This window comes from Lelliottia sp. EB106-05-01-XG201, from assembly GCF_058791735.1.
In genome coordinates this window covers 1,419,958-1,446,413 of record NZ_JBYTDV010000001.1, presented here as the reverse complement: position 1 = coordinate 1,446,413, position 26,456 = coordinate 1,419,958, and the positions used below count along the sequence as shown (strand labels likewise).

Here is a 26,456-nt window from a genome sequence, read left to right as displayed (position 1 = left end):
TTCCTCAATTAAGATCTTCCGGCCACGGGAAGTGTTCCGCCGTGAATTCCGGCGTGTGGTAATAATTCTGTAGTGCCTTGATGAAACGCGCCGGTCGCTCCGGGATGCCTTTCTCAAGATATTCCATCACCTGCGCATGAACGCGGCGCTGGAAGGTAATGCGATCCGGCTCGCAATCCCCTTCGAGATTGTCGCAGCTGACGTTGAACGGAAAACCGGCCGCCACGCAGAACAGCCAGTCGAAGGCCTGGGGTTTAACTTCCACGTCCTCAAACTGGCCTTGCGTCGTGGCATCACGCCCGTCCGGGCAGTACCAGTAACCGAAATCCACCAGCTCGCGGCGCGCTTTCCCGGCGATACACCAGTGGGATATCTCGTGCAGACCGCTGGCATAAAAGCCGTGCGCAAAGACGATCCGGTTGTACGGCACGTCGGCATCAGCAGGAAGATAGATCGGTTCGTCGTCGCCTTTAATCAGACGGGTATTAAAATCATCCGCAAAACAGCCGTCGAAGATCTCAATCAGTTGTTCGTATTTATGCGTACTGTTCATTAGTTCATCCCCAACCAGTGGAGGATCTCCTGTCCGTGGCTGTCATAAAGAAGTTTGGCACTCATCACCGCCGACACAATCACAATCATCGGACGGATAAGTTTCTGCCCTTTGCTCAATACCAGACGCGAGCCGACGCGCGCGCCTAAAAACTGTCCGACCATCATCACAAAGCCGGTCGCCCAAATCACTTTCCCGCCAATGATAAACAGCAGCAGACCGCCAAGGTTAGAGGTGGCGTTGAGCACTTTCGCGTGGGCAGTGGATTTGGCAAGGTTAAAACCGGCCAGCGTGACAAACGCCAGGGCATAGAACGAACCCGCACCGGGGCCGAAGAAGCCATCGTAAAAGCCGACGCAGCCCCCGGCAATCAGGGCAAACGGCAGGCCGTGCAGACGACGTTGTCTGTCCTCTTCCCCCAGTTTTGGCATCAGTAAAAAATAGAGGCCAATGCAGATGACGAGGATCGGCAGAATCTGGCGCAAAATGTCCGATTGCACATGCTGGACCAGCAGCGCGCCGCTGGTCGAGCCGATGAAGGTCATCAGAATATTGAGTTTCTGATCGGCAAGGCTGACGACTTTGCGGCGAATAAAGTAGATGGACGCAGAGAGCGAACCGCCGCAGGCCTGCAGCTTATTGGTTGCCAGCGCCTGGGCCGGGCTCATGCCCGCGGCCAGCAGCGCAGGCACCGTCAGCAGACCGCCCCCACCCGCCAGCGCATCGATAAAACCCGCCAGCATCGCAACAAAGAACAGTACCGCCAGCAGCCACGGTGACACCATAAACAGATCGACGAAATTATCCATTAAAGTACATGCTCATCCAGTAGCGCCTGGCAGGAAGGCGGCAACGGAGGCGGTGTCTTCTTCTCAGGCTTGGTGGTTCCAGGTTTTGCTGGCTCAAACCAGCTCTGCAGCTCGGCCCCGCAGCCATCTCCCGGCGGCGGTAACGGCTGATCCTCACACTCCAGGCTGTTTGCCGGGCAGCGCAAACGCACGTGCATATGCGCGCGATGCTGGAACCACGGACGCACTTTACGCAGCCAGTCGCGATCCGTTCCGGCATCAAGACAAAGCTGCTGTTTTATCGCCGGGTTCACGAAGATGCGCGTCACGTCGTTATCCTTCGCCGCCAGTTTGATCATGCTGGAGACATCCGGCGACCACAGAGATGGCACCACACTTTTGCCATCGCGCGCGACGAGATCCAGCGCCTGCGGTTTCAGCAATTGCGACGAACTCCAGCGTGTTTTCGGCAGTTGCAGGAAGATATCAACATCCAGCCCCGACTGATGGCTGGCGTGACCGCCATTAAATCGGCCTCCTGCTGGCATCCCCATATCGCCAATCAGCATCGTCCCGAGCCCCAGGTTGTGCACCTGGTTACCCAGACGCTGGATAAACAGCACCAGATCCGGATGGCCAAAGTAACGACGCTGGTCGGTGCGCATCACCTGATAGGTATCAGACTGCAGCGGTAAATCCTGCGCGCCAACGATACAGCCGTTGGCAAACGCGCCGATCGACTGGGCGCTGCCCGCGATCGGATGGGTAATTTTTTGCCACGGGGTGGCTGCCAGACTGGCTCCACTGGCGAGCAGGGCCAGCAGAGCAATAGCGGTTTTTTTCATGTTTACCAGCGTGGAAGAGGGGCCGTCACGTCCGCATTCTGCGCGCGCTGGCGCAGGAAATGATCCATCAGCACAATCGCCAGCATCGCTTCTGCGATCGGCACCGCGCGGATCCCGACACAAGGATCGTGACGCCCTTTGGTGATCATCTCAACTTCTTCGCCAGAGCGATTAATGGTGCGCCCAGGGACGGTAATGCTGGAAGTCGGTTTCAGCGCAATGTTGGTCACAATTTGCTGACCGCTGCTGATGCCGCCCAGAATGCCGCCCGCGTGGTTGCTCTGGAAACCGTCTTTCGTGATTTCATCGCGATTCTGGCTGCCGCGCAGGGCGACGACGTCAAAACCGTCGCCAATTTCAACGCCCTTCACCGCATTGATGCTCATCATCGCGTGGGCGATGTCCGCATCCAGACGATCGAAGACCGGCTCGCCGAGGCCCGGAGGAACGCCGTCTGCCACCACGGTCACTTTCGCGCCGATGGAGTCGCCCTCTTTTTTCAGGCCGCGCATCAGTTCGTCCAGCGCGTCAATTTTGTCGGCATCCGCGCAGAAGAACGGGTTCTGCTCGACCAGATCCCAGTCTTTGATCGCCAGCGGAATGTCGCCCATCTGGGTCAGGCAGCCGCGGATCACGATGCCGAATTTTTGCGCCAGATATTTTTTGGCGATAGCGCCTGCGGCCACGCGCATGGCGGTTTCACGCGCCGAAGAGCGTCCGCCGCCGCGATAGTCGCGGAAACCGTATTTTTGTTCGTAGGTGTAATCGGCATGACCCGGACGGAAAACGTCTTTGATGGCGCCGTAGTCTTGCGAGCGCTGATCGGTATTTTCAATCAGCAGACCGATGCTGGTGCCGGTGGTGCGGCCTTCGAAGACGCCGGAGAGGATCTTGACGCTATCTGGCTCGCGACGCTGCGTGGTGTAGCGCGAAGTGCCCGGACGGCGGCGATCGAGATCGTGCTGTAAATCGGCTTCGGTCAGTTCGATGCCAGGCGGGACACCGTCCACGATGCAACCCAGCGCCAGGCCGTGAGACTCACCGAAAGTGGTTACACGGAATAATTGTCCAATACTGTTTCCTGCCATCACGGCTCCGTTGTCGTTGTTCTGTGTTTGAGCGATGTGAAACGGGCCGCAGCCCGTTGGATTAATCTTTGTAGATGCTGAAGTGTTCGCGCGCCGCAATGAGCTGCGCTTTGGTCAGCATGAAGACGCCTTCGCCACCGTTGTCGAATTCAAGCCAGGTGAACGGCACGTCCGGGTACTGCTCCATCAGATGTACCATGCTGTTACCGACTTCACAAATCAGAATGCCGTTGTCGGTCAGATAATCCGGCGCGCAGGCCAGGATGCGGCGCGTCAGCTTCAGGCCGTCCGAGCCGGACGCCAGGCCGAGTTCCGGTTCGTGGCGATATTCGTTCGGCAGATCGGACATATCTTCCGCGTCAACGTACGGCGGGTTGGTGACGATCAGGTCGTATTGCAGTTTTGGCAGGTCGCGGAACAGGTCAGAGCGAATCGGCGTCACGTGGTGAATCAGGCCGTGCTCTTCGATGTTGTGTTCGGTGACGGCCAGCGCATCGGTGGAGATATCCACCGCATCGACTTCTGCTTCCGGGAAGGCGTACGCGCAGGCAATCGCGATGCAGCCGCTGCCGGTACACATATCCAGAATGTGCTGCGGCTGATGGTCGATCAGGCCCGCAAAGTGATTATTGATCAGCTCACCAATTGGAGAGCGCGGCACCAGCACGCGTTCATCAACGTAGAATTCGTGGCCGCAGAACCAGGCTTTATTGGTCAGATAAGCGACCGGGATGCGCTCGTTAACGCGGCGAATCACGCGCTCAACGATGCGGTGTTTCTCGCTGGAGGTCAGACGCGCGGTGCGCATGTCTTCAGGAATATCCAGCGGCAGATACAGGGATGGCAGTACCAGTTGAACCGCCTCATCCCATGGGTTGTCCGTCCCGTGTCCGTACCAGATATTGGCGGCGCTAAAGCGGCTGACGGACCAACGCAACATGTCCTGAATGGTGTGCAGTTCGTTTACTGCTTCATCGACAAATATTTTATCCATTATTCTCTCCAGGGCATGCTTGCATAATTTTCGGCGGCTAGTTTGCCATGAAGACGGCGATAAATCAGCATTGTGACGGGGTGAGATAGGTGAAAAAATGCGTTTTGCTTGCGCCTCCCTCAGGTAAACTAAGGGAAATAAGAGATGAGACGGACTAATGAAAAAGAAAATGCCGCTTAGCGAGGAGGATCAGACGCTCTTTCGCCAGTTGATGAGCGGGACGCGCAAAATCACTCAGGACACCATTGTCCATCGACCGATCCGCAAAAAAGTCAGCGAAGTCCCGGTGAAACGGCTGCTGCAGGAACAGGCCGATAACAGCCACTATTTTTCAGACGAATTTCAGCCGCTGCTGAACACGCAAGGCGCAGTGAAATATGTGCGGGAAGATGTCAGCCACTTTGAGCTGAAAAAGTTACGTCGCGGGGATTATTCGCCGGAGCTGTTTCTCGATCTGCACGGTCTGACGCAGATGCAGGCGAAGCAGGAACTGGGTGCGCTGATTGCGGCCTGTCGTCGCGAGCACGTGTTTTGCACCTGTGTGATGCACGGCCACGGGAAGCATATTCTCAAACAACAAACGCCGCTGTGGCTGGCTCAGCATCCACATGTGATGGCTTTCCATCAGGCGCCAAAAGAGTACGGCGGAGATGCCGCGCTGCTGGTGTTGATTGAAGTGGAAGAGTGGCAGCCACCGGAGCTGCCCTGACAGGCAGGCGGGTGGCACAGGCTACCCGCCAGAACATTCGTCACATCAGATAGCTTTTGCCATCTTCAGATTGCACGGACTCATTTGCCAGTTGAATACCCCTTTGCCGGCGTCGTCGAGGGTGACGTTGGCAATCGCGGAGGTGGTGAACATCGGAGGCGTTTCGCCAGGGCAGAGTTCAGACACCAGGTAGCCGACCAGCGGCAGATGTGAAATCACCAGTGCAGAAGAGACACCTTCGTTGCTCAGCGCCTGAAGATACGCGCTGACAAGACCCACATCCCCACAGGGTGTGAGCTCGGGAAGAACATCGACGCTTTTCGGCAGGTTCATACACTCCCCCACCACATCCAGCGTCTGTTCGGCCCGCAGGAACGGACTCACCAGCACACGATCGATATCCACTTTTTGGCCTTTGAGCCAGGTCGCCATTTGACGGGATTCGTCACAGCCACAGGTTGTCAAAGGACGAACAGAGTCACTGGCAGCATCGAGTGCCGCGTCGCCGTGACGCATGATAAAAACTTGCATATTGCACCGCTTTTGTTAACCAGGATCACCGGCGTTGACTACCCGCGAAAACTGCAAAAAGGTAGAAAACCCGATGGCCGGGCATTGTGCCTGATCCATCTGATGAATGAAACGCTGTTTTTTACCTTAATGGCGTAAGTATAGTCAATATCTGTTTACAAATTCGCCAAAACAGGTTCATTCACCGCTGGATATACTCTTGTTGGACCTTAAGTTACGAGGTCAGTTTCCTCTTTCGGCCAAAAGTGCAGGTTATTTTCTGCCATCCGCACTAAAGGTTCGCACGGGGTAAACCGTGGACCATAAAGCGATGCCAGACGCTGCAATATTGCCACCACTTCACCCGCGCCCAGACTATCCATATAGCGGAACGGGCCACCCAGGAAAGGTGGAAAACCGATGCCAAACACGGCGCCAATATCGCCGTCTCGCGCACTTTTAACGACCTGCTCGTCATAACAGCGAGCCGCTTCGTTGAGCATCATCATGACGCAGCGCTCAGCACACTGCTGCGCTGATAGTTTCCCCTGGCCGGAAGCGTGAATAAGCCCATAAACCGAGGGGTCGACCTGTTTCTTGCTTTTACGCCCTTTAACTGCGTAAAGATAGAAGCCACGTCCATTTTTTCTGCCTTTGCGATCGTCGTTCAAGATCACAGAAACAATGTTTGCAGGTGGGCTAAAACGTTCTCCATAAGCAGCTTCCAGCACAGGTATAATTTTAGTGCCTGTGTCTATTCCAACCTCATCCAAAAGTTGGATTGGCCCCACCGGAAAACCAAACTTCACTAAGGCTTCGTCGATATGATCGATCTTCTCGCCTTCGGTCAGGAGGCTCATCGCCTCGTTGATATAAGGCGCAAGGATCCGGTTGACGTAAAACCCGGCTTTGTCCGCCACCACAATCGGCGTTTTGCCCTGCCGTTTAGCCAGCTTGACTACCGTAGCCACCGTTTGTGCGCTGGTTGAGGCATGCGGAATGACCTCCACCAGCGGCATTTTTTCCACCGGACTAAAGAAGTGCAGACCGATCACCTGCTCAGGCCGCGCGGCTTTGGCCGCAATATCACCAATCGGCAGCGACGAGGTATTCGAGGCAAAAATGGTGTGCGGGGCACAATGTTGCTCCACTTCCGCGACCATCTGCTGTTTAAGGCCCAGATCTTCAAACACGGCTTCAATCACCACGTCGCGATGCTGAAAACCGCTGTAGTCGGTGGTCCCTGAAATCAGCGCCAGCTCTCTGTCGCGCTCACTGGCTTTGATATGGCGGCGTTTGACCTTTTGATCAAGGAGCTGCCAGCTGTATTGCAGGGCGTGGTTAATGCCTTTCAGATTGATATCTTTGATTCGCACAGGCAATTTGCCTTTGCTGGCTGTAACAAAAGCGATGCCGCCGCCCATCAATCCCCCGCCCAGCACGCCAACAGAGTTGAGCGGTGCCGGTGAGGCCTCGCTTCCGGGATCTTTTTTCACGTCGGTGCTGGCAAAGAAGATGCTGCGCAGCGCCTTCGACTGAGGCGTCATCGCCAGCTCACCAAAGGCTTTGGCTTCCGCCGCATAGCCGCTGCTGCTGCCCTGCGACAGACCGGTTTCAATCACCTCAAGAATACGTTTGGTCGCCGGGTAGTTGCCTTTGGTCTTTTGTTCGGTTTTTTTGCCGACCATATTAAAGAGCAAAGCGCGCCCGAGCGGCCCCGCGAGAACCCGCTCGCGGACCGGCAGATGCCGACTGGCCTGACGCCCTTTTAACGCCAGCTCAACGGCCGCTTCCAGCAGAATGGAATGAGGAACCACTTCATCCACCAGTCCGGCCTTTAATGCCTGACGAGGGCGAAGCTGTTTCCCGGTCAAAATCATCTCCAGCGCGGTACTTACGCCAATCAGGCGCGGCAATCGCTGAGTTCCACCCGAGCCGGGTAACAGCCCGAGCTGCACTTCCGGCAGACCGAGGACAGTTTTCGCATCATCCGTACAGATACGGCTGTGACACGCCAGCGCCAGCTCCAGGCCACCGCCGAGGCAAGCGCCGTGGATCGCGGCGATCGCCGGGATCGGCAAGGCGTGGATCTCCGCCATGATCTGCTGGCCCTGACGGGCAAGCTGCTCCGCCTCCTGCGCACTGCTGGCGCGGGCGATCATGTTGATATCGGCACCGGCGATAAAATTATCGGGCTTGGCGGAGATAAAAATCAGCCCGCGAATCTCTTTGTTTTCGCGGATCTGCTTGAGGATCGCGCGCACCTGAACGCCGAACTCGGCTTTCAGGGTATTCATCTTCTCGCCCGGCACGTCGATGGTGACGACGGCGATATTATCCAGACGGACCTTCAGGTCAAAAGCGGAAGTCGTTTCCATTATTCAGCCTCCAGAACCATCGCCGCGCCCAGACCGCCCGCCGCACAGGCGGTGACCAGACCAAAACCGCCGCCGCGACGGCGAAGTTCATGTAGCGTTTGCGTAATCATGCGTGCCCCGGTGGCGGCAAACGGGTGGCCGTAGGCAATGGAGCCGCCCAGCACGTTAAATTTGCTCTCATCCACTTCACCGGTGGCATGGGTGCGGCCCAGTACATCGCGGGCAAAGCGTTCGCTACCTAACAGCTGCAGGTTAGCCAGCGTTTGTGCCGCAAAGGCTTCGTGCATATCGATCAGTGTTAAATCGGCCATCGTTAATCCGGCGCGTTCGAGCGCCAGCGGCGTGGACCACGCCGGACCCAGCAGCATGTCCTGCCAGACGTCGATGGCGGTGAAAGCGTAGCTGCGCAGATAGCCCAGCGGGACCAGCCCCAGCTCTTTGGCGCGGGACTCGGTCATCAGGATCACCGCCGCCGCGCCGTCGGTCAGAGGCGTGCTGTTCGCCGCCGTGACGGTTCCGTGTTTGCGGTCGAATGCTGGGCGTAATTTTGCATAATCCGCCAGCGTCGAATTGCCACGAATGTTGTTATCTTCGGCGAGAGGCTCACGGAACGGCGGGATGTAGGCCGTCATGACTTCGTTGGAGAGTTTGCCCTCGGACCACGCCAGCGCCGCGCGCTGATGGGAACGATGGGCCAGGGCATCCTGCTGCTCACGGGTAATGCCATAGGTTTTCGCCATCTGCTCGGCGGTATCGCCCATCCGCAGGCCGGTAGAGTATTCCGCAACCGCAGGCGGGACGGGCGCAAGATCGCGCAGGCGAAGACGAGAAAAGAGTTTGAGGCGCTGCCCCATGGTGCGGGCTTTGTTGACGTCCACCAGCACGCGGGCCAGCTTTTTGCTGACGCCAATCGGCAGAACAGACGAAGAATCGGCCCCGCCCGCAATGCCCGCACGAATAGTCCCGGTGATCAGACTTTCCGCCACGTTAGCGACGGCCTGGAAGCTGGTCGCACAGGCACGGCTGACGCTGTAGGCGTCCGTATGGACGTTCATTCCGGTGCCTAGCACGATTTCGCGGGCGATGTTGGGCGCTTCGGGCATTTGAACCACCTGCCCAAATACCAGCTGTTCAATGACCTCAGGGGGTATTTCGCTGCGTGCCAGCATCTCCCCCACTACCATTTTCCCCAGATCGACAGCCGGTATTCCGTGAAATGCCGTCGCCTGACGTGCAAACGGAGTACGCAATCCACTGACAATGGCAATGCGATCACCCTGACGGGTGACGAGCGGTAATGCCTGACTCATAACAGTCCCCTGTAAATAACCTGATGCTCAAAGTGGTCTGACCTGATAACAGTTTTAACCATATTTTTACATTGAGCCAATCGGGGAAGCGAAAAATTGCGAGGTAAGACACAGAGAAGAAAAGAAAATGCCCCGGCGCAGGCAGGGGCATTTGAGGTGGTTTTTGTCGGGTGGCGCTTCGCCTTACCCGACCTACAAAACCGTAGGCCCGTTCAAGCGAAGCGCCGCCGGGCACAAAATTAACGCAACCCGAGCTGGAAGATCAGTGTTTCAGCTTCACACGCAAAAACGAAATCGATGTCGAGCTTCACGCCACCGTCCACTTCCGTGAGGGAAGATTTGATTTCACACGGATCGGATTCCACGTCACGCGCGCGTTTGGTCAACGCGGTCAAGGTCTCTTCAGCATCCGAACGTTTGCTAAATACACGGCTGTAAGACGCGGTGCAATCGGTGTTATCCATGATGGTACCGACATCCATACAGCAGCAAACCGGGGTTTCATCAGCACTGCATTTACTCATAGCTCAAGTTCCTCTGCGTTTTCGCGCACGGCGCGAGATAAATACGTTGCTGATATTTTACGCCCTGGCTGAAGGTCTCTCCAGCCGTTAATGGCGCAAACGGGGATAAGTGACCGTTATCACACTAAAAAATGATCTAACGCAAAAATCACCCTTTATGGTGAGTGCCGGTGGTCGCATTTTTGCCACCTGGATCTCGTTTCAAAAAACATCTTTGAAAAACTTCAGAAACAAACTTGCAACATCCCATCTGGTCCGACCTATACTCTCGCCACTGGTCTGATTTCTAAGTGTTACCACAGACCCTACACTTCGCGCTCCTGTTACTCTATGTAACATATATTGCATAAAAATAACTCAATGAGGTTATGGTCATGAGCCAGAAAACCCTGTTCAAAAAGACTGCGCTGGCAGTCGCAGTGGCAATCGTATCAACGTCCGCCTGGTCCGCGGGCTTCCAGCTTAACGAATTTTCTTCCTCTGGCCTTGGCCGTGCATATTCCGGGGAAGGCGCTATTGCCGATGACGCAGGCAACGTGAGCCGTAACCCGGCGCTGATCACTATGTTTGATCGCCCTACCTTCTCTGCGGGTGCGGTCTTCATCGATCCAGACGTGAATGTCTCCGGTAATTCTCCATTCACTGGAGCCAGCCTGAAAGCAGATAACATCGCCCCAACGGCATGGGTTCCAAACCTGCACTTTGTCGCACCTATTAATGACCAGTTCGGCTGGGGCGCTTCGGTGACCTCTAACTACGGGCTGGCCACTGAATTTAATACCAACTATCCAGCAGGTGAGTACGCCGGTAAAACCGATCTGACCACCGTTAACCTGAACCTGAGCGGCGCTTACCGTCTGAACGACAGCTGGAGCTTCGGTCTGGGCTTTGACGCCGTCTACGCTGATGCGAAGATCGAACGTTACGCGGGTGAACAAACTGCCGCACTGCCGAAAAACAGCAACAAAATCGCCAGCCTGAAGGGTGATGAGTGGGGCTACGGCTGGAACGCGGGTATCCTGTATGAGCTGGACAAAAACAACCGTTGGGGCTTCACCTACCGTTCAGAAGTGAAAATTGACTTCGACGGCGATTATAAGAGCGGCATCCTGTCACCAGTGAATGGCATGGTACCAGGCGCGGGCACCACTATTCCGTGGGGCACCTCTGGTCAAACTATCCCTGGCTCACTCACGCTGCATCTGCCAGAAATGTGGGAAGTGTCCGGTTATAACCGCGTTGCGCCACAGTGGGCGGTTCACTACAGCCTGGCTTACACCAGCTGGAGCCAGTTCCAGGAGCTGAAAGCGACCGGAAGCAATGGTCAGACGCTGTTCTACAAAGACGAAAGCTTCAAAGATGCCTACCGTATCGCGCTGGGTACGACCTACTATATGGATGACAGCTGGACGTTCCGTACCGGTATCGCATTTGATGATAGCCCGGTTCCGGCTGACAAACGTTCTATCTCTATCCCGGATCAGGACCGCTTCTGGCTGAGCGCAGGTGCCACTTACGCGTTCAATAAAGATGCTTCCGTCGATGCAGGTATTTCTTACATGCACGGGCAGAAAGTGACCTTCCAGGAAGGCCCGTATAAGTTTACTTCTGAAGGGAAAGCCTGGCTGTATGGCATGAACTTCAACTACGCGTTCTAATCGCGTCGTCATTAAAAAAGGTGAGCATTTGCTCACCTTTTTCTTTTATTCTTTATCTATCTCAGAAAGCTCATTCTCGATGGCTTTGGCGTTCGGATTATCTTCCGGTTTCAGCTTGCCGCCGTTGGCGATGAAGTCATGATTCTGGAAGTAAGCTTCGCGGACCATAATGTACGGGTCGGAAGACTGACGCAGCAGGCCGTCTGAATCCAGCAGCTGAGCACGCGTCTCAATCCCTTCGACGGTCCATTTACCGATCGACAGCGGCCAGGTCAGCCACGACAGCACCGGATAAAGGGTATCGACCATGTCACCCCCGTCATCACGGACGGTAAAGCTTCCGTAGAATGGCAGATGCATATACGGGCCATAACCCACGCCATAATTACCCAGCGTACTACCGAAGCGGTGCGGCTGTTCACGCTGCAACTTCGGATTCGCCATGCCCGCCACGTCGATAAAGCCACCCATCCCTAACAGGCTGTTCAGGAAGAAGCGGGTGAAATGCACCATCCCCTGATACGGGTCGCCCTGCAGGAAGAAGTTCACCATGACGGCAGGCTCTTCCAGGTTGCTGGTGAAGTTGCTCAGACCATTGCGAGCAGGTTGCGGAACGTAATCACGCCATGCCACAGCTACCGGGCGGACCACGTACGGGTCCAGCACGTTGTAGTTAAAGCTATACATGGATCGGTTGAATCCTTCTAAAGGATCGGAGCGCCCCGTTTGCTCGCCCGAGCTGGCACAGCCCACGAGCAGCGTGGTGCCCAGCGCAAGCGCCGACAGCCGAAGTTTCATATATTTCTCCCTGTTAGTATGGCTATCGTTGACTGCCATCCGTTACGAAGCGCCTGACGCTCCGCTGATTATCGTGCAAGTGATTGTAACAGCACGTTTCTGGATGTCCACGCACACAATGACGGGCAGTCATCTGCCATCACTCTGATCTCAGCATAGCCTGGCTTTACCTTTCTTTTCGTCGGTAATTTTATCTTGTGTCTGAATGTGATGTATCACGTTTATTGCCATTCCAGGGAAAATAAGAGCATCCCCACGGGCAATGTCCGGAAAACCGCTACGATTACTGTTATGACAACGCAGCGAGACGTGCCCGATGGACGAACTACACGCAGAAAAAATTGATAAACACACCGATGAACTGGAAGTGGAAAGCGATGAGAAACAGCACGGAGGCAAAATCGAAGTCGACGAAGACCGTCTCCCCTCCCGGGCGATGGCGATCCACGAACATATCCGCCAGGACGGCGAAAAAGAGCTCGAGCGAGATGCGATGGCCCTGCTCTGGTCAGCCATTGCCGCCGGGCTGTCGATGGGGGCCTCACTGCTGGCGAAAGGGATTTTTCATGTCCAGTTGGAAGGCGTGCCGGGCGGATTTCTGATTGAGAACCTGGGCTACACCTTTGGCTTCGTGATCGTCATTATGGCGCGCCAGCAGCTGTTCACGGAAAACACCGTGACGGCGGTGCTGCCCGTCATGCAAACCCCGACCTGGGGCAATTTCGGGCTGCTGATGCGCCTGTGGAGTGTGGTGCTGCTGGGGAACCTCATCGGCACGGGCGTCGCCGCCTGGGCGTTCGAATACATGCCGATCTTTGATGAGCCGACCCGCGATGCGTTCGTCAAAATCGGGATGGACATCATGAAGAATACCCCGCTGGAAATGTTCTCTAACGCCATTATCTCAGGCTGGATCATAGCCACTATGGTGTGGATGTTCCCCTCTGCTGGCGCGGCCAAAATCGTGGTGATTATCCTGATGACCTGGCTGATTGCGCTGGCTGACACCACCCATATCGTCGTCGGCACCGTGGAAGTGCTTTATCTGGTGTTTAACGGCACCCAGCACTGGAGTGATTTCTTCTGGCCGTTCGCCCTGCCGACGCTGGCGGGGAATATCTGCGGCGGGACCTTTATCTTCGCCCTGCTGAGCCATGCGCAAATCCGCAACGATATGTCGAACAAGCGCAAGGCCGAGCTGAAGGAAAAGGAAAAAGCCCGACAAAACAAGGATGAGGATCCAGAAAAAACGCACTAAATGGCGACTCTTTAAGCAGTCAGGCGGCATCGAGCTTAACGCCCTGTGTAAATGAGGCTATACTCGTGCCGCTTCGTCCCCTTAGTTAAATGGATATAACGAGCCCCTCCTAAGGGCTAGTTGCAGGTTCGATTCCTGCAGGGGACACTTTCAGCGAATTGTTAACCCCATCGAAACACCCACAATCATCTTTTTAATCCCCAAGAAAACCCGGATAGTGGACCTTTTCGCTGCGGACAATTTTCCCGAGAAAACAAGTCATAGCACAGAGTGTATAAGGGTGATAATCTACGCAGCCCGCCTTGTCCCGGCAGTGGACAGGCAGCGCCGTAAAGTTGGGTAAGGCCTGAAACCATCGCCCTGAACGACGGTCTAAATCAGCACGTAGTATCGCAACCTTTGCGCTACCTTCTCTGGCTTTATATAGGTCCACAATTTTGTCTCAATGCAAATTCGAACGTGCATTTCTCCACCCACGTTACTGGCTCACCTGGTTTGGCCTTGGCCTGCTCTGGTTGCTCGTTCAATTGCCTTATCCCGCAATACAAGTACTGGGTTCAAGTTTAGGCAGCGCTTCCCGTCTCTTTCTGAAACGTCGTGAATCCATTGCCCGCCGCAATCTGGAACTGTGCTTCCCTCATTACAGCGACGAGCAGCGCGACAAGCTGATCGCCGAGAATTTCAAATCCATTGGCATGGCGCTGCTGGAAACCGGTATGGCCTGGTTCTGGCCGGACGAGCGCGTGCGCAAATGGTTCGACGTCGAAGGCCTGGAAAACCTCCAGCAGGTACAAGCGCAGAATCGCGGCGTGATGGTCATCGGCGTGCATTTTATGTCGCTGGAGCTGGGCGGGCGCGTAATGGGCCTGTGTCAGCCGATGATGGCAACGTATCGCCCGCACAATAATTTGCTGATGGAATGGGTGCAGACGCGCGGACGTATGCGCTCGAACAAAGCGATGATCAGCCGTAACAATCTGCGCGGTCTGGTCAATGCCCTGAAGAAAGGCGAAGCGGTGTGGTTCGCGCCCGATCAAGATTATGGACGGAAAGGCAGCAGTTTTGCCCCCTTCTTCGCGGTCAGGGACGTCGCCACCACTAACGGCACCTTTGTGATTTCCCGCCTGTCCGGTGCGCCCATGCTGACCGTCACTATGGTCAGAAAAGCCGATAAGTCGGGCTATCGTCTGTTTATCTCGCCAGAACTGCATAATTACCCACAGGACGAGCGCGAAGCCGCGACTTACATCAACAAAGTGATTGAGAGCGAAATCATGCGCGCGCCGGAACAGTATCTGTGGGTGCATCGTCGCTTTAAGACCCGCCCGGTCGGCGAGTCGTCTCTCTATATTTAGTCCTTTTATCAGGTTAGTTTCTCCAGGAAACTAACCTTTTCAATCACCTGTAATCACCCGCCGTTACTGTCCATTTACCCCTTCGCTCAACGCAATTTATTCCGCTGCGAAATTAAACTGTCTCCGTTCCACGACACTCGTAAGTTACGGAAATGATACAAAAAAATGCCTCTTGTCACCCCCCAAATTTAGGCGTACATTAGCGCCGTCTGGCAATGGGAACGCACAGAATTCTGAGCTGGAGTCAGCGAGCTCGCGGGATAATTCTTATTTCCGCCAGGGTCTGATTTCAACTCTCTATACTCAGTTGGACTCTGTTTTTTAAGGCGTATCTTTGATGCGCGGAGCGATGAACGTGAAATATTTCTTTATGGGCATTTCGGTGATTGTATTAGTCTGGGCCGGAACCTTTGCCCTGATGATCTGAGCGAAGAAAATACAGTTAAAAAAACAGGAGCCAATCGGCTCCTGTTTTTTTATGCATATCCTGCTTATTCCGATTTTCTCTCGACCGGCAACAGCCCGTCGGCGCGGAACATACTTTTGATGCCTCTCACCGCCTGACGAATTCGGTCGCTGTTTTCGATCAGCGCAAAGCGAACGTGGGTATCGCCGTAATCACCGAAACCAATGCCCGGTGAGACACAAACCTTCGCATCCTGCAGCAGCTTTTTGGCAAACTCCAGCGAGCCCATCGCGGCGTAGTGTCCAGGGATTTTGGCCCAGACGTACATCGAGGCTTTCGGCATTTCCACCATCCAGCCCGCTTCGTGCAGGCCTTTCACCAGCACATCACGGCGGCGTTTATACTGCGCGGCGATGTCGTGCACGCACTGCTGATCGCCTTCCAGCGCGGCAATCGCAGCGACCTGCAGCGGCGTAAAGGTGCCGTAGTCGTGATAGCTCTTGATGCGCGCCAGCGCGTTGACCAGCGTTTTATTGCCAACCATAAAGCCGATACGCCAGCCCGCCATGTTGTAGCTTTTGGACAAGGTAAAGAATTCAACGGCCACGTCACGCGCACCCGGCACCTGCATAATCGACGGCGCTTTCCAGCCGTCGTACACGATATCGGCATACGCCAGATCGTGGACCACCAGCACGTCGTAGCGCTTCGCCAGCGCGACCACCTTCTCGAAGAACTCCAGCTCGACGCACTGCGCCGTAGGGTTCGACGGGAATCCGAGGATCATCATTTTCGGTTTCGGGTAGCTTTCACGAATGGCGCGTTCCAGTTCGTTGAAGAAGTCCACCCCCTCCACCAGCGGGACGGAGCGAACCTGCGCCCCGGCAATCACCGCGCCATAAATATGGATCGGGTAGCTCGGGTTCGGCACCAGCACCGTATCGCCGTGATCGAGCGTCGCCAGCATCAGGTGCGCCAGCCCCTCTTTCGAACCGATGGTGACGATGGCTTCGCTTTCGGGATCGATTTCAACGTTGTAGCGATCCTGATACCAGCGGGAGATCGCCCGACGCAGACGCGGTATACCGCGCGAGGTGGAGTAGCCGTGCGTGTCCGGGCGCTGCGCCACGGTGCAGAGCTTTTCAACGATATGCGGCGGCGTGGGGCCATCAGGGTTACCCATGCTGAAATCGATAATGTCTTCGCCGCGCCGACGCGCAGCCATTTTCAGTTCAGCAGTGATATTAAAAACATAAGGGGGAAGACGATCGATACGCGTAAAACGGCGTTCAGGACTGGATTCAGCCATAGATTCCTCAGATTCACGTGAGCGCCCGGACCGTCCGAGCGACGCTGCCACGATTGTGGCGTGTTTAGAAAATAGCCTGATTGAAAAGCTGCTGTCGAGAGGAAAACGAAAAAAAATTATCACGCTAAAACCGGAAGACTGCTGAGGCAAAAAGCGGAAGGCATTGAGGCAAGAATGTTCCCATGGCAGCTTTTATTTAACGCAGCGATATCAATGAAGTAACAACACAAGGGCGCGAAAAGGCTAAAGCGTCGATTACAGGGTCTGAAAAAAACAATCCCCTTTGAAGAAAGGGGTCTTTCCTCATTTGATTATTCAGAGGGATGTCTGGTCATTATGCCCCAGGTTTTCTATCATAGCTTTTTCCCGAATTCCCAGGTTTCCTCGTGCACGAAACATTCAATATGCTGCTGGCAGTCTTCGATCGCGCGGCATTAATGCTGATTTGCCTCTTCTTCCTGATCCGCATCCGGCTCTTTCGCGAGCTTCTGCACAAATCCGCCCACTCGCCCAAAGAGCTGCTGGCCGTCACGGCGATTTTTTCCCTGTTTGCCCTGTTCAGCACCTGGTCCGGCGTGCACGTCGAAGGCTCGCTGGTGAACGTGCGTATCATTGCGGTGATGTCGGGCGGGATTTTGTTCGGCCCGTGGGTCGGGATTATCACCGGGATTATTGCCGGGACGCACCGCTACTTAATCGATATCGGCGGCGTAACGGCCATACCCTGCTTTATCACCAGTATTATCGCGGGCGTTATGTCCGGCTGGATTAACCGTAAGATCCCGAAAAAACAGCGCTGGCGGGCAGGTATCGTCGCCGGGATGATGTGCGAAACCCTGACCATGATCCTCGTGGTCGTCTGGGCGCCCAGCATCGAACTGGGTCTGGATATCGTTTCCAAAATCGGTATTCCGATGATCCTCGGCACCGTCTGTATCGGTTTTATCGTGCTGCTGGTCCAGAGCGTCGAGGGCGAGAAAGAGGCCAGCGCCGCACGCCAGGCGAAACTGGCGCTGGACATTGCCAACAAAACGCTGCCGCTGTTCCGCCACGTGAACGCCGAATCTCTGCGTCAGGTGTGCGATATTATTCGCCGCGATATTCATGCCGACGCGGTTGCCATTACCAACATTGATCACGTGCTGGCCTACGTCGGCGTCGGTGAAGACAACTATCGCAACACCGACGATACCGTCAGCCCCACCACCCGCCAGGCGATTAACTACGGTAAAATCATCATTAAAAACAATGATGAAGCACACCGTACGCCGGAAATTCATTCGATGCTGGTGATTCCCCTGTGGGAAAAAGGCGTGGTGACCGGCACGCTGAAAATCTACTACTGTCACGCGCATCAGATCACCTCTACGCTGCAGGAGATGGCGATTGGCCTGTCGCAGATTATCTCGACGCAGCTGGAAGTCTCCCGCGCCGAGCAGTTACGCGAAATGGCAAATAAGGCAGAGCTGCGCGCCCTGCAAAGTAAGATCAATCCCCATTTCCTGTTTAACGCCCTGAACGCCATTTCATCGTCGATTCGCATGAATCCGGACACCGCCCGCCAGCTGATTTTCAATCTGTCGCGCTACCTGCGCTACAACATTGAGCTGAAAGACGACGAGCAGATCGACATCAAAAAAGAGCTGTACCAGATTAAAGATTACATCGCGATTGAGCAGGCGCGCTTTGGCGATAAGCTGACGGTTATCTACGATATTGATGAAGAGGTTCACTGTGTGATCCCGAGCCTTCTGATCCAGCCGCTGGTGGAGAACGCCATCGTTCACGGCATTCAGCCGTGCAAAGGCAAAGGCGTAGTGACCATCAGCGTGGCGGAGTGCGGGAATCGGGTGCGGGTGGCGGTGCGCGATACCGGCCACGGCATCGACCCCAACGTGATTGCGCGCGTCGAGTCAAACGAGATGCCTGGCAATAAAATTGGCCTGCTGAACGTCCATCACCGCGTGAAACTGCTGTATGGCGAAGGGCTGCATATTCGCCGCCTGGAGCCCGGCACCGAAATCGCTTTTTACGTCCCGAATGAACGTTTGCCCGTTCATACGCAGACGCTGTTGTTGCCTTAACGGGAGTGCCTCATGAAAGTCATCATTGTGGAAGATGAAATCCTCGCCCAACAGGAATTAAGCTGGCTGATTAAAGAGCACAGCAAAATGGAGATCGTGGGCACCTTTGAGGACGGGCTGGATGTGCTGAAATTTTTGCAGCACAACCGCGTCGACGCCATTTTTCTGGATATCAATATTCCGTCGCTGGACGGCGTGCTGCTGGCGCAAAACATCAACCAGTTCGCCCATAAGCCGTTTATTGTGTTTGTCACCGCGTGGAAAGAGCATGCCGCCGAAGCCTTTGAACTGGAAGCCTTCGACTACATTCTGAAACCTTATCAGGAGTCGCGCATCATCAGCATGCTGCAGAAGCTGGAACTGGCGTGGCGACAGCAATCCAGCCCGGCAGTCAGCCCTGCGCCTGCCGCCACGCGCGAAAATGACACCCTCAATCTGATCAAAGATGAGCGCATTATCGTCACACCGATGGATGATATTTATTACGCCGAAGCGCACGAGAAGATGACGTTCGTCTACACGCGCCGGGACTCGTTTGTGATGCCGATGAACATCACCGAGTTTTGCGCCAAGCTCCCGACGTCGCACTTTTTCCGCTGCCACCGCTCGTTTTGCGTCAATCTAAACAAGATCCGCGAAATCGAGCCCTGGTTTAACAACACCTATATTTTACGGCTGAAGGATCTGGAGTTTCAGGTGCCAGTGAGTCGCAGCAAGGTGAAAGAGTTCAGGCAGTTGATGCATTTTTGACGCCCTCTCCGTGACGAAGAGGGCGAAGTGAATCAGAGGTACTGACCCAGCGTCTGGCGCAGATGCGCGCCGGAACCCAGCAGGCCTGGATTATCATGCACGATCAGATAAACGGGAATATCCTGGACGTAGGATTTGAAGCGCCCTTTATCTTCGAAACCGCCGCGGAAACCGGACGCTTTAAAGAATTCGAGGAAGCGCGGCACAATCCCACCGGCGATGTACACGCCGCCAAAGGTACCGAGATTCAACGCCAGGTTGCCGCCGAAGCGTCCCATGATCACGCAGAACAGCGACAGGGCACGGCGACAGTCGGTGCAGCTGTCTGCCAGCGCGCGTTCGGTGACGTCTTTCGGCTGCAGGTTTTCTGGCAGACGACCGTCAGATTTCACAATCGCGCGATAAAGATAGACCAGACCCGGGCCGGAGAGCACGCGCTCGGCGGAAACGTGACCCAGCTCGGCGCGCAGCTCCTGCAGAATAATACCCTCTTCTTCGCTGTTTGGCGCGAAATCAACGTGGCCGCCTTCGCCCGGCAGACTCACCCAGCGTTTGTCGACGTGAACCAGGTGCGAAACGCCCAGCCCGGTGCCCGCGCCGTAAACGGCAATCGGCTTGCCCTCGACCGGTTTATCCCCGCCAAACTGAATCAGATGTTCAGGTTTAAGCATCGGGATCGCCATCGAGACCGCTGTAAAGTCGTTAATAATTTCCAGATGCGCGAAACCAAGATTCTTTTTCATCTCGGCAATGGAAAACGCCCAGGTGTGGTTGGTCATCGCCACCCAGTCGCCGGTAATCGGGCAGGCAATGGCGATACAGCCATCTTCTACGCTGACCTTATGCTCATCCAGATAGACGCGAACCACCGCTTCCAGGCTCGGGTAATCCAGCCCTGAGTAGGCCTTTGCCTGAGAGATTTCACCGGTATTAATATCGCATAGCGCCAGCCGGGCGTTGGTACCGCCCACATCGCCTACTAAAGCATACTTTGTCATTCTTCTACTGCTCCGCTAAAGTCAGAATAAATCTTTGGGACACTGTAAGTTCAAGGCGAGATAACAACAACGGCCTGAAGGCGGGTGGCCCAGGATTATCGATCTTCGTCACAGAATAACTTTACCGTTTCAGCACCTTTTGCACTATTGCCGTCAAACTGATTGTGCAAAGTCACGCTAAATACTTTTGTACAAGGAAATCATCATGCTTCATCCCCGCGCCAGAACGATGTTGCTGCTGGCAATACCCGCGCTACTGATTGGTATTGCGTCAAGCCTGGTGTTAATCGTCGTGATGAAAGTCGCCTCGGTGCTGCAGACGTTTTTATGGTCCTCACTTCCCGGGCAGTTCGGTATTGATGTGGCGTCTCCGTCGTGGATCATTTTGATGTTAACGCTCACCGGGATTGCGGTGGGGCTGGTGGTTCGCTTTAGCCCAGGACATGCAGGCCCGGATCCGGCGCTGGAGCCGCTGATTGGTGCGCCCGTGAATCCCGGCGCGCTGCCGGGGCTGATTCTTGCTCTGGTGATTGGTCTTGCGGGCGGCGTGAGCCTCGGGCCAGAACATCCGATTATGGCGGTGAATATCGCTCTAGCAGTCTATCTTGGCTCACGGATTTTGCCGCGCGTAGGTGCTCTCGACTGGACCATTCTGGCATCGGCGGGGACGATCGGCGCGCTGTTCGGCACGCCCGTTGCTGCCGCGCTGATTTTCTCGCAAACCCTGAGCTCCGATAACGACGTTCCGCTCTGGGATCGCCTGTTCGCGCCGTTGATGGCGGCGGCGGCCGGTGCGCTCACCACCAGCCTGTTCTTCCAGCCGCACTTTTCGCTGCCGATCCCTCACTACGGGCACATGCAGCTGGCCGATATCTTTAGCGGGGCGATTGTCGCCGCGATCGCCATCGCGGTGGGAATGGTCGCCGTGTGGTGCCTGCCGCGCCTGCATCTTCTGATGCACAAGCTGAAACACCCGGTGCTGATTCTCGGCGCGGGCGGCTTTTTACTCGGTATTCTGGGTGCCATTGGCGGCCCCATCACCCTGTTCAAAGGACTGGATGAGATGCAGCGCATGGCGTTCAGCCAGGTGTTTAGCGTGTCAGATTATTTCCTGTTTGCGGTGGTGAAACTGGCCGCAGTGGTGGTGGCCGCCGCGTGTGGTTTTCGCGGCGGGCGGATTTTCCCGGCGGTGTTTATCGCCGTGGCGCTGGGTCTGATGTTGCATGAGCATGTCGATGCGGTTCCGGCGGCGATCACCGTCTCCTGTTCGATTCTGGGGTTTGTGCTGGTGGTGACGCGCGATGCGTGGCTGAGCCTGTTCATGGCGGTAGTGGTGGTGCCGGATACCAACCTGCTGCCGCTGCTCTGTATCGTGATGTTGCCCGCCTGGCTCCTGCTGGCGGGCAAACCGATGCTGATGGCCTGGCGGCCGAAGAAATAGTCAGGCGTTATTGCGCGCTTCCAGCGCCTGGGTGATGGCGCTCAACAGCGGAGGAATATCCTCTTTGGGCAACATCACCTCGATCAGCGACAGTTTTTCGCTGTGGGCAACCTTCTCCAGTATCTCCGCCAGTTGCCCTGTTTCGCTTACCCGCCAGCACTGAGCCTGACCGTTCTGGCTCAGTGCCTGCGGGATCTGCGTCCAGTTCCACAGGGCGATATCGTTATAGCGCTGTTTCGGCCCGTGGATCGCCCGCTCAACGGTGTAGCCTTCGTTGTTCAGCACCAGAATCACCGGGTGCTGTTTATCCCGCAGCATCGACCCCATCTCCTGAATCGTTAGCTGCGCTGCGCCGTCCCCGGTCAGCACAATCACGCGTCTGTCCGGGCATGCCGTCTGCGCGCCAAACGCCGCCGCCAGGGTATAACCAATCGATCCCCACAGGGGCTGCACGATAAAGTTCACGTCGGTCGGGAGACGCAGTGCGGCGGCACCAAAGGCGGAAGTGCCCTGGTCAGCGAGAATGACGTCGCCGGGGCGAATAAAGGGTTGCAGCGTGTGCCAGAAGTTATCCTGGGTGAGGGTTTCATCCTGATGCCGATGGGTGAGCGGCGCCTGTCGGGCCGGTGTCGTCTGCCTGGTGATGTGCTGCTTACACAGCGCCGAGAGGATCTCGACGGCCTTCGCCATCGGAATGCCGGTGAACCAGCGCTCCCCTACGCGGGCGGCGTGCGGCTGGATTTCGATGGTTTTGGCCGCCGGAAGATGGTGTGTGAAACCGGCGGTCAGGGTATCGGTGAAACGTGTCCCGACGCAGATGATGGTATCCGCTTCTTCAATGGCTTCTTTCACCCCTTTCCCGCTCGCCGAGCCGCTGTAAGTGCCGTAAAAACCGGTCTGGCGCTCATCAAAAATCCCTTTGCCCATCAACATGGTCGCGTGGGCCATCGGTGTCTCTTTCACCCATTTCTGCAGCTGATCTTTGAGCCCATATCGCAGCACCAGGAAGTCAGCCAGCAGTGCGGTACGTTTGCTGCTGGCCATGCGCGATTCAGCCGCATCGCGGAAGGCTTTCAGGCAGGTGCTGTCCGCGTGAGAGGTGCGTTCTGTGAGAGCGTTTACAGGCGGCGTGGCCGGTTTTTTTGCCACGTCCGCAGGCAACATCAGATACCCCGGACGCCGCTCGCGCAGCATGATCGACAAGACCCGGTCGATTTCATAGCAGGCGTTTTGCTCCGTTAAAATCGCCTGCGCCACCGTCACCGGCTCACTCATCCGGTAAAAATGACGGAACTCGCCGTCGCCCAGCGTGTGGTGCAGCAGTTCGCCTTTTTGCTGCGCGGCGCTGCCCGGTGCGCCCACGATATGCAGCACCGGAACGTACTCCGCGAAACTGCCCGCGATGCCGTTCATGGCACTTAACTCCCCGACGCCAAATGTCGTCAACAGCGCGGAAAAGCCCTTGCAGCGGGCATACCCGTCAGCGGCATAGGCGGCGTTCAGCTCGTTTGCACAGCCCACCCAGCGGATGTCCGGGCTGTCGATGACATGATCGAGAAACTGTAGGTTGTAGTCGCCAGGGACGCCAAACAGGTGTTCGGCGCCGCAGTGTTTTAGTCGTTCAAGCAGATAATCGGCGACGCAGTATGGGGTTCGCATAACAGGTGTCCTTCTGACGTTGACCTCACTTTGAGTATTAAAGAAGCGTGATGACTGTCCAGAAACCGCGACAAGATGGCTCTGGAAAGAATGCTTTACGAAAAATGGCGGTGTAATCTGATTTACTGCGCCACAGTGTAAACGTATACACTGATGGGATATTTCAGGTCAGAGGGGTTTAGCAATGGTTTTTCAGGCGGATAAAATGCGTTATCAGTCAATGCAGTATCGTCGCTGCGGCCAGAGCGGTTTAAAGCTGCCGGCGATTTCACTGGGTTTATGGCATAACTTTGGCGATACCACGCTCATTGACACTAGTCGTCAACTTTTACACCGCGCCTTCGAGCTGGGGATTACCCATTTCGATCTGGCCAATAACTACGGGCCACCTCCCGGCTCGGCAGAATCGAACTTTGGTCGCATTTTGCAGGAAGATTTTCTGCCCTATCGCGACGAACTGATTATCTCGACCAAGGCGGGCTATACCATGTGGGACGGCCCCTACGGTGACTGGGGTTCACGTAAATACCTGATCGCCAGCCTCGATCAAAGCCTGAAACGGATGGGCCTGGAGTACGTGGATATTTTCTATCACCACCGCCCGGACCCGGAAACGCCGCTGCGCGAGACGATGAAAGCCCTCGATCACGTGGTGCGTCAGGGGAAAGCGCTCTACGTTGGCCTGTCGAATTACCCGGCGGAACTGGCGCGTCAGGCGATTGAGATCCTCGACGACCTCGGTACGCCGTGTCTTATCCACCAGCCGAAATACTCCATGTTTGAACGCGCGCCGGAACAGGGTTTGCTGTCCGTCCTGCAGGAGAAAGGCGTCGGCTGTATTCCGTTCTCTCCGCTGGCCGGCGGGCAACTGACCGACCGTTATCTGAACGGTATTCCGGCGGATTCTCGTGCGGCCAGCGGAAGTCGCTTCCTCAATCCGGATCACATTACGGAAGAGAAAATCAGCCAGGTGCGCGAGCTGAACGCGCTGGCCGAAAGCCGGGGTCAAAAACTGTCGCAGATGGCGCTGGCCTGGGTGTTACGCCACGACGCGGTCACGACGGTGCTGATTGGCGCGAGTAAGACCGCGCAAATCGAGGACGCGGTAGGCACGTTAAATAACCTGCACTTCAGCGCCGATGAACTCAATACCATTGACGCGATCCTGAACCGGACAAAATAAACGCACTTTTAGCAAAACGTGCTCCCCCTGACGAATTAGGAGTTGAGGCGATTAAACGGGGCTTTACGGCCCCGTAATATTGCGTTAACAGGCCGCTTACGGCCCCGATCGTGAAGGAGAAGAAGCATGTTCAGGTCACTGATTCTTGCAGCGGTATTAATGGCTTCAGCACCGCTGGTCGCCAATGCTGGCGAAATCACCCTGTTGCCATCAGTAAAATTACAAATTGGCGATCGTGACAATTATGGTAACTACTGGGACGGCGGTGGCTGGCGCGACCGTGATTACTGGCACCGCAACTATGAATGGCGAAAAGACCGCTGGTGGAGGCACGATAATGGCCGTCACCGTGGCTGGGATAATCGCAAAGCGTACGAGCGTGGCTATCGTGAAGGCTGGAGCGACCGGGACGATCGTCGCGGACCGCACGGTCATGGACGCGGTCACGGACACGGCGGCCATCACCACTAAAAGACAAAAAGGAGCCAAATGGCTCCTTTTTTTATGTCTGCGATCTTACAGGCCCAGCGCCGTACCAATCAGCAGCCACAGGTTCAAGGCCACCACCAACACCACAATAATCCAGCCGATACGTTTAACCAGCGTGGTATTGACCAGGTCGCCCATCAGCTTCTGATTGCTGGTAAAGATCAGCAGCGGAACCAGCGCCAGCGCGATACCAAAGCTCAGCAGGACCTGGCTCATTACCAGAATGCGCGTCGGATCCAGCCCCATCAGAATGACGATAAACGACGGCAGCATCGTCACGGAGCGGCGCACCCACAGAGGAATGTGGAAGCGCACGAACCCCTGCATCACCACCTGCCCGGCCAGCGTCCCGACCACCGTCGATGAAAGACCGGCTGCCACCAGGCTCAGGCCGAAGATGGTCGCCGCCGCGTGGCTCAGGAGCGGTTCCAGCGTCAGGTATGCCTGATCGAGATCGGCAATCCCCGTGTGACCGTTAAAGTGGAACGCCGCTGCGGCCGTCGCCATCATCGCCAGATTCACAAACCCGGCGATGGTCATGGCGATACCGACATCCCATTTGGTGGCCGAGTAGCGCTCCTGACGCGAGCCTTCGTGGGCGTGCTGCGTCAGGGAGGAGTGGAGATAAATCACGTGCGGCATGATGGTCGCACCCAGGACGCCCGCCGCCAGGAACACGGCTTCTGACGTCGGCAGGCTGGGGATAATCATCCCTTTACTCAGCTGCGCCAGATTCGGCTGGGAAAATATCAGCTCAACAATATAGGCCGCAGCGACAAACAGCAGCAGACCGCCGATCACCAGCTCGAGGGGCTTCTGCCCGCGACGCTGGAGCATCAAAATCAGGAAGGTGGCGATCCCGGTCAGTACCGCACCCTGCAGGAGCGACACGCCCAGAATCAGCTTAAAGCCTATCGCCGCGCCGATAAATTCGGCGAGGTCAGTCGCCATGGCGATGATTTCCGCCTGCACCCAATAGAACCAGACCACCGGACGCGGATAGTGATCGCGAATCTGTTCCGCGAGGTTTTTCCCCGTCGCGATACCCAGTTTTGCGGAGAGCACCTGAATGAGCATCGCCATCAGGTTCGCCCACACCACCACCCACAGTAATTTGTAGCCAAAGCTCGCCCCGGCCTGAATGTTGGTCGCAAAATTACCCGGATCGATATAGCCAATAGCAGCGATGAACGCAGGTCCCATTAATGCGAACCTGAGCTTGCGCGCCGCTCTGGCACTGCTACCCTCTACGCGACTGTTTGTCATTTCTGCCTCTGGAAATATAGCCTTTGCTATGTTTCATGCTATCAAAATGAGAATGATTATCAAGATCATTTAAAAAGTTTATAGTGATTTCTCTGATAGCAAA

24 protein-coding genes and 1 tRNA gene are annotated in these 26,456 nt (G+C 55.8%); 11 read left to right on the top strand and 14 right to left on the bottom strand.

The features are described 5' to 3' along the window. Positions 1-4: 4 nt before the first annotated feature. The 5 genes from AC3WS9_RS06780 to prmB all read right to left on the bottom strand — a co-directional run bounded on the left by AC3WS9_RS06780 (position 5) and on the right by prmB (position 4,268). A complete protein-coding gene (locus tag AC3WS9_RS06780) occupies positions 5-553 on the bottom strand; it encodes an elongation factor P hydroxylase (protein WP_282493682.1) in 549 nt (182 codons plus the stop codon). Beyond that, positions 553-1,362: a sulfite exporter TauE/SafE family protein gene (locus AC3WS9_RS06775; RefSeq protein WP_282493683.1), complete on the bottom strand. Its 810-nt coding sequence runs from the start codon at positions 1,360-1,362 to the stop codon at positions 553-555. The genes AC3WS9_RS06780 and AC3WS9_RS06775 overlap by 1 nt, the downstream gene beginning before the upstream one ends. Next, positions 1,362-2,186 (bottom strand): penicillin-insensitive murein endopeptidase, encoded by an 825-nt coding sequence (mepA, locus tag AC3WS9_RS06770; protein WP_282493684.1) that lies wholly within the window; start codon positions 2,184-2,186, stop codon positions 1,362-1,364. The genes AC3WS9_RS06775 and mepA overlap by 1 nt, the downstream gene beginning before the upstream one ends. 2 nt (positions 2,187-2,188) lie before the next feature. Continuing rightward, positions 2,189-3,274 (bottom strand): chorismate synthase, encoded by a 1,086-nt coding sequence (gene aroC, locus AC3WS9_RS06765; protein ID WP_285146802.1) that lies wholly within the window; start codon positions 3,272-3,274, stop codon positions 2,189-2,191. Between the two features lie 61 nt (positions 3,275-3,335). Continuing rightward, on the bottom strand, positions 3,336-4,268 hold the full coding sequence (gene prmB / locus AC3WS9_RS06760; RefSeq protein WP_285146804.1) for a 50S ribosomal protein L3 N(5)-glutamine methyltransferase: 933 nt from the start codon (positions 4,266-4,268) through the stop codon (positions 3,336-3,338). Positions 4,269-4,425: 157 nt separating this feature from the next. On the opposite strand from prmB, the gene smrB reads away from it, so the two are divergent. After that, positions 4,426-4,977 (top strand): endonuclease SmrB, encoded by a 552-nt coding sequence (gene smrB, locus AC3WS9_RS06755; RefSeq protein ID WP_282493687.1) that lies wholly within the window; start codon positions 4,426-4,428, stop codon positions 4,975-4,977. A gap of 45 nt (positions 4,978-5,022) precedes the next feature. Here the strand turns inward: smrB and sixA are convergent, their stop codons facing one another. The 4 genes from sixA to AC3WS9_RS06735 form a co-directional block, all read right to left on the bottom strand. Continuing rightward, positions 5,023-5,508, bottom strand: a complete 486-nt coding sequence (sixA, locus tag AC3WS9_RS06750; protein WP_282493688.1) for a phosphohistidine phosphatase SixA — start codon at positions 5,506-5,508, stop codon at positions 5,023-5,025. 209 nt (positions 5,509-5,717) lie between these two features. Further along, the gene (gene fadJ, locus AC3WS9_RS06745) at positions 5,718-7,865 is read right to left on the bottom strand and encodes a fatty acid oxidation complex subunit alpha FadJ (protein WP_492487442.1); all 2,148 of its coding nucleotides are present in this window, start codon (positions 7,863-7,865) and stop codon (positions 5,718-5,720) included. Next, positions 7,865-9,175: an acetyl-CoA C-acyltransferase FadI gene (fadI, locus tag AC3WS9_RS06740; RefSeq protein ID WP_492487440.1), complete on the bottom strand. Its 1,311-nt coding sequence runs from the start codon at positions 9,173-9,175 to the stop codon at positions 7,865-7,867. Before fadI ends, fadJ begins: the two co-directional genes overlap by 1 nt. 239 nt (positions 9,176-9,414) lie before the next feature. Further along, a complete protein-coding gene (locus AC3WS9_RS06735; RefSeq protein ID WP_282493691.1) occupies positions 9,415-9,699 on the bottom strand; it encodes a YfcZ/YiiS family protein in 285 nt (94 codons plus the stop codon). Positions 9,700-10,073: 374 nt separating this feature from the next. Between AC3WS9_RS06735 and fadL the strand changes: the two genes are divergently transcribed. Next, entirely contained in the window at positions 10,074-11,357 is a 1,284-nt protein-coding gene (gene fadL / locus AC3WS9_RS06730) for a long-chain fatty acid transporter FadL (RefSeq protein WP_282493692.1), read from the top strand. A 45-nt stretch (positions 11,358-11,402) separates the two neighbouring features. Here fadL and mlaA read toward each other — a convergent pair whose 3' ends face one another. Continuing rightward, positions 11,403-12,155: a phospholipid-binding lipoprotein MlaA gene (gene mlaA, locus AC3WS9_RS06725; RefSeq protein ID WP_282493693.1), complete on the bottom strand. Its 753-nt coding sequence runs from the start codon at positions 12,153-12,155 to the stop codon at positions 11,403-11,405. A gap of 316 nt (positions 12,156-12,471) precedes the next feature. Here mlaA and AC3WS9_RS06720 point away from each other — a divergent pair, with 316 nt between their 5' ends. The 4 genes from AC3WS9_RS06720 to ypdK all read left to right on the top strand — a co-directional run bounded on the left by AC3WS9_RS06720 (position 12,472) and on the right by ypdK (position 15,195). Further along, positions 12,472-13,413 (top strand): formate/nitrite transporter family protein, encoded by a 942-nt coding sequence (locus AC3WS9_RS06720; RefSeq protein WP_285154289.1) that lies wholly within the window; start codon positions 12,472-12,474, stop codon positions 13,411-13,413. Between the two features lie 75 nt (positions 13,414-13,488). Continuing rightward, positions 13,489-13,560, top strand: a tRNA-Arg gene (locus AC3WS9_RS06715). 287 nt (positions 13,561-13,847) lie between these two features. Then, complete coding sequence (gene lpxP / locus AC3WS9_RS06710) at positions 13,848-14,768, top strand: kdo(2)-lipid IV(A) palmitoleoyltransferase (RefSeq protein ID WP_285150128.1); 921 nt, start codon at positions 13,848-13,850, stop codon at positions 14,766-14,768. A 355-nt stretch (positions 14,769-15,123) separates the two neighbouring features. Continuing rightward, entirely contained in the window at positions 15,124-15,195 is a 72-nt protein-coding gene (ypdK, locus tag AC3WS9_RS06705) for a membrane protein YpdK (RefSeq protein WP_099458937.1), read from the top strand. A 64-nt stretch (positions 15,196-15,259) separates the two neighbouring features. Here the strand turns inward: ypdK and alaC are convergent, their stop codons facing one another. Then, the gene (gene alaC, locus AC3WS9_RS06700; RefSeq protein ID WP_492487436.1) at positions 15,260-16,483 is read right to left on the bottom strand and encodes an alanine transaminase; all 1,224 of its coding nucleotides are present in this window, start codon (positions 16,481-16,483) and stop codon (positions 15,260-15,262) included. 386 nt (positions 16,484-16,869) lie between these two features. Between alaC and AC3WS9_RS06695 the strand changes: the two genes are divergently transcribed. Both AC3WS9_RS06695 and AC3WS9_RS06690 read left to right on the top strand, forming a co-directional pair. After that, complete coding sequence (locus tag AC3WS9_RS06695; protein WP_282493761.1) at positions 16,870-18,567, top strand: sensor histidine kinase; 1,698 nt, start codon at positions 16,870-16,872, stop codon at positions 18,565-18,567. A 12-nt stretch (positions 18,568-18,579) separates the two neighbouring features. Then, positions 18,580-19,317: a LytR/AlgR family response regulator transcription factor gene (locus tag AC3WS9_RS06690; RefSeq protein ID WP_492487434.1), complete on the top strand. Its 738-nt coding sequence runs from the start codon at positions 18,580-18,582 to the stop codon at positions 19,315-19,317. Between the two features lie 32 nt (positions 19,318-19,349). Here the strand turns inward: AC3WS9_RS06690 and glk are convergent, their stop codons facing one another. Then, positions 19,350-20,315 (bottom strand): glucokinase, encoded by a 966-nt coding sequence (gene glk / locus AC3WS9_RS06685; RefSeq protein WP_282493763.1) that lies wholly within the window; start codon positions 20,313-20,315, stop codon positions 19,350-19,352. A gap of 205 nt (positions 20,316-20,520) precedes the next feature. Here glk and AC3WS9_RS06680 point away from each other — a divergent pair, with 205 nt between their 5' ends. Beyond that, entirely contained in the window at positions 20,521-21,756 is a 1,236-nt protein-coding gene (locus tag AC3WS9_RS06680; RefSeq protein WP_285150114.1) for an ion channel protein, read from the top strand. On the opposite strand, the gene ipdC is transcribed toward AC3WS9_RS06680, so the two are convergent. Then, positions 21,757-23,415 (bottom strand): indolepyruvate decarboxylase, encoded by a 1,659-nt coding sequence (gene ipdC / locus AC3WS9_RS06675; RefSeq protein ID WP_492487431.1) that lies wholly within the window; start codon positions 23,413-23,415, stop codon positions 21,757-21,759. Between the two features lie 184 nt (positions 23,416-23,599). Between ipdC and mgrA the strand changes: the two genes are divergently transcribed. Further along, a complete protein-coding gene (mgrA, locus tag AC3WS9_RS06670) occupies positions 23,600-24,598 on the top strand; it encodes an L-glyceraldehyde 3-phosphate reductase (RefSeq protein ID WP_492487429.1) in 999 nt (332 codons plus the stop codon). Between the two features lie 126 nt (positions 24,599-24,724). Further along, entirely contained in the window at positions 24,725-25,069 is a 345-nt protein-coding gene (gene ypeC / locus AC3WS9_RS06665) for a DUF2502 domain-containing protein YpeC (protein WP_282493767.1), read from the top strand. A 45-nt stretch (positions 25,070-25,114) separates the two neighbouring features. On the opposite strand, the gene AC3WS9_RS06660 is transcribed toward ypeC, so the two are convergent. Continuing rightward, positions 25,115-26,353 carry an Nramp family divalent metal transporter gene (locus AC3WS9_RS06660; protein WP_285150117.1) on the bottom strand — a complete coding sequence of 413 codons (1,239 nt, stop codon included), beginning with the start codon at positions 26,351-26,353 and terminating at the stop codon, positions 25,115-25,117. Between the last annotated feature and the right edge of the window lie 103 nt (positions 26,354-26,456).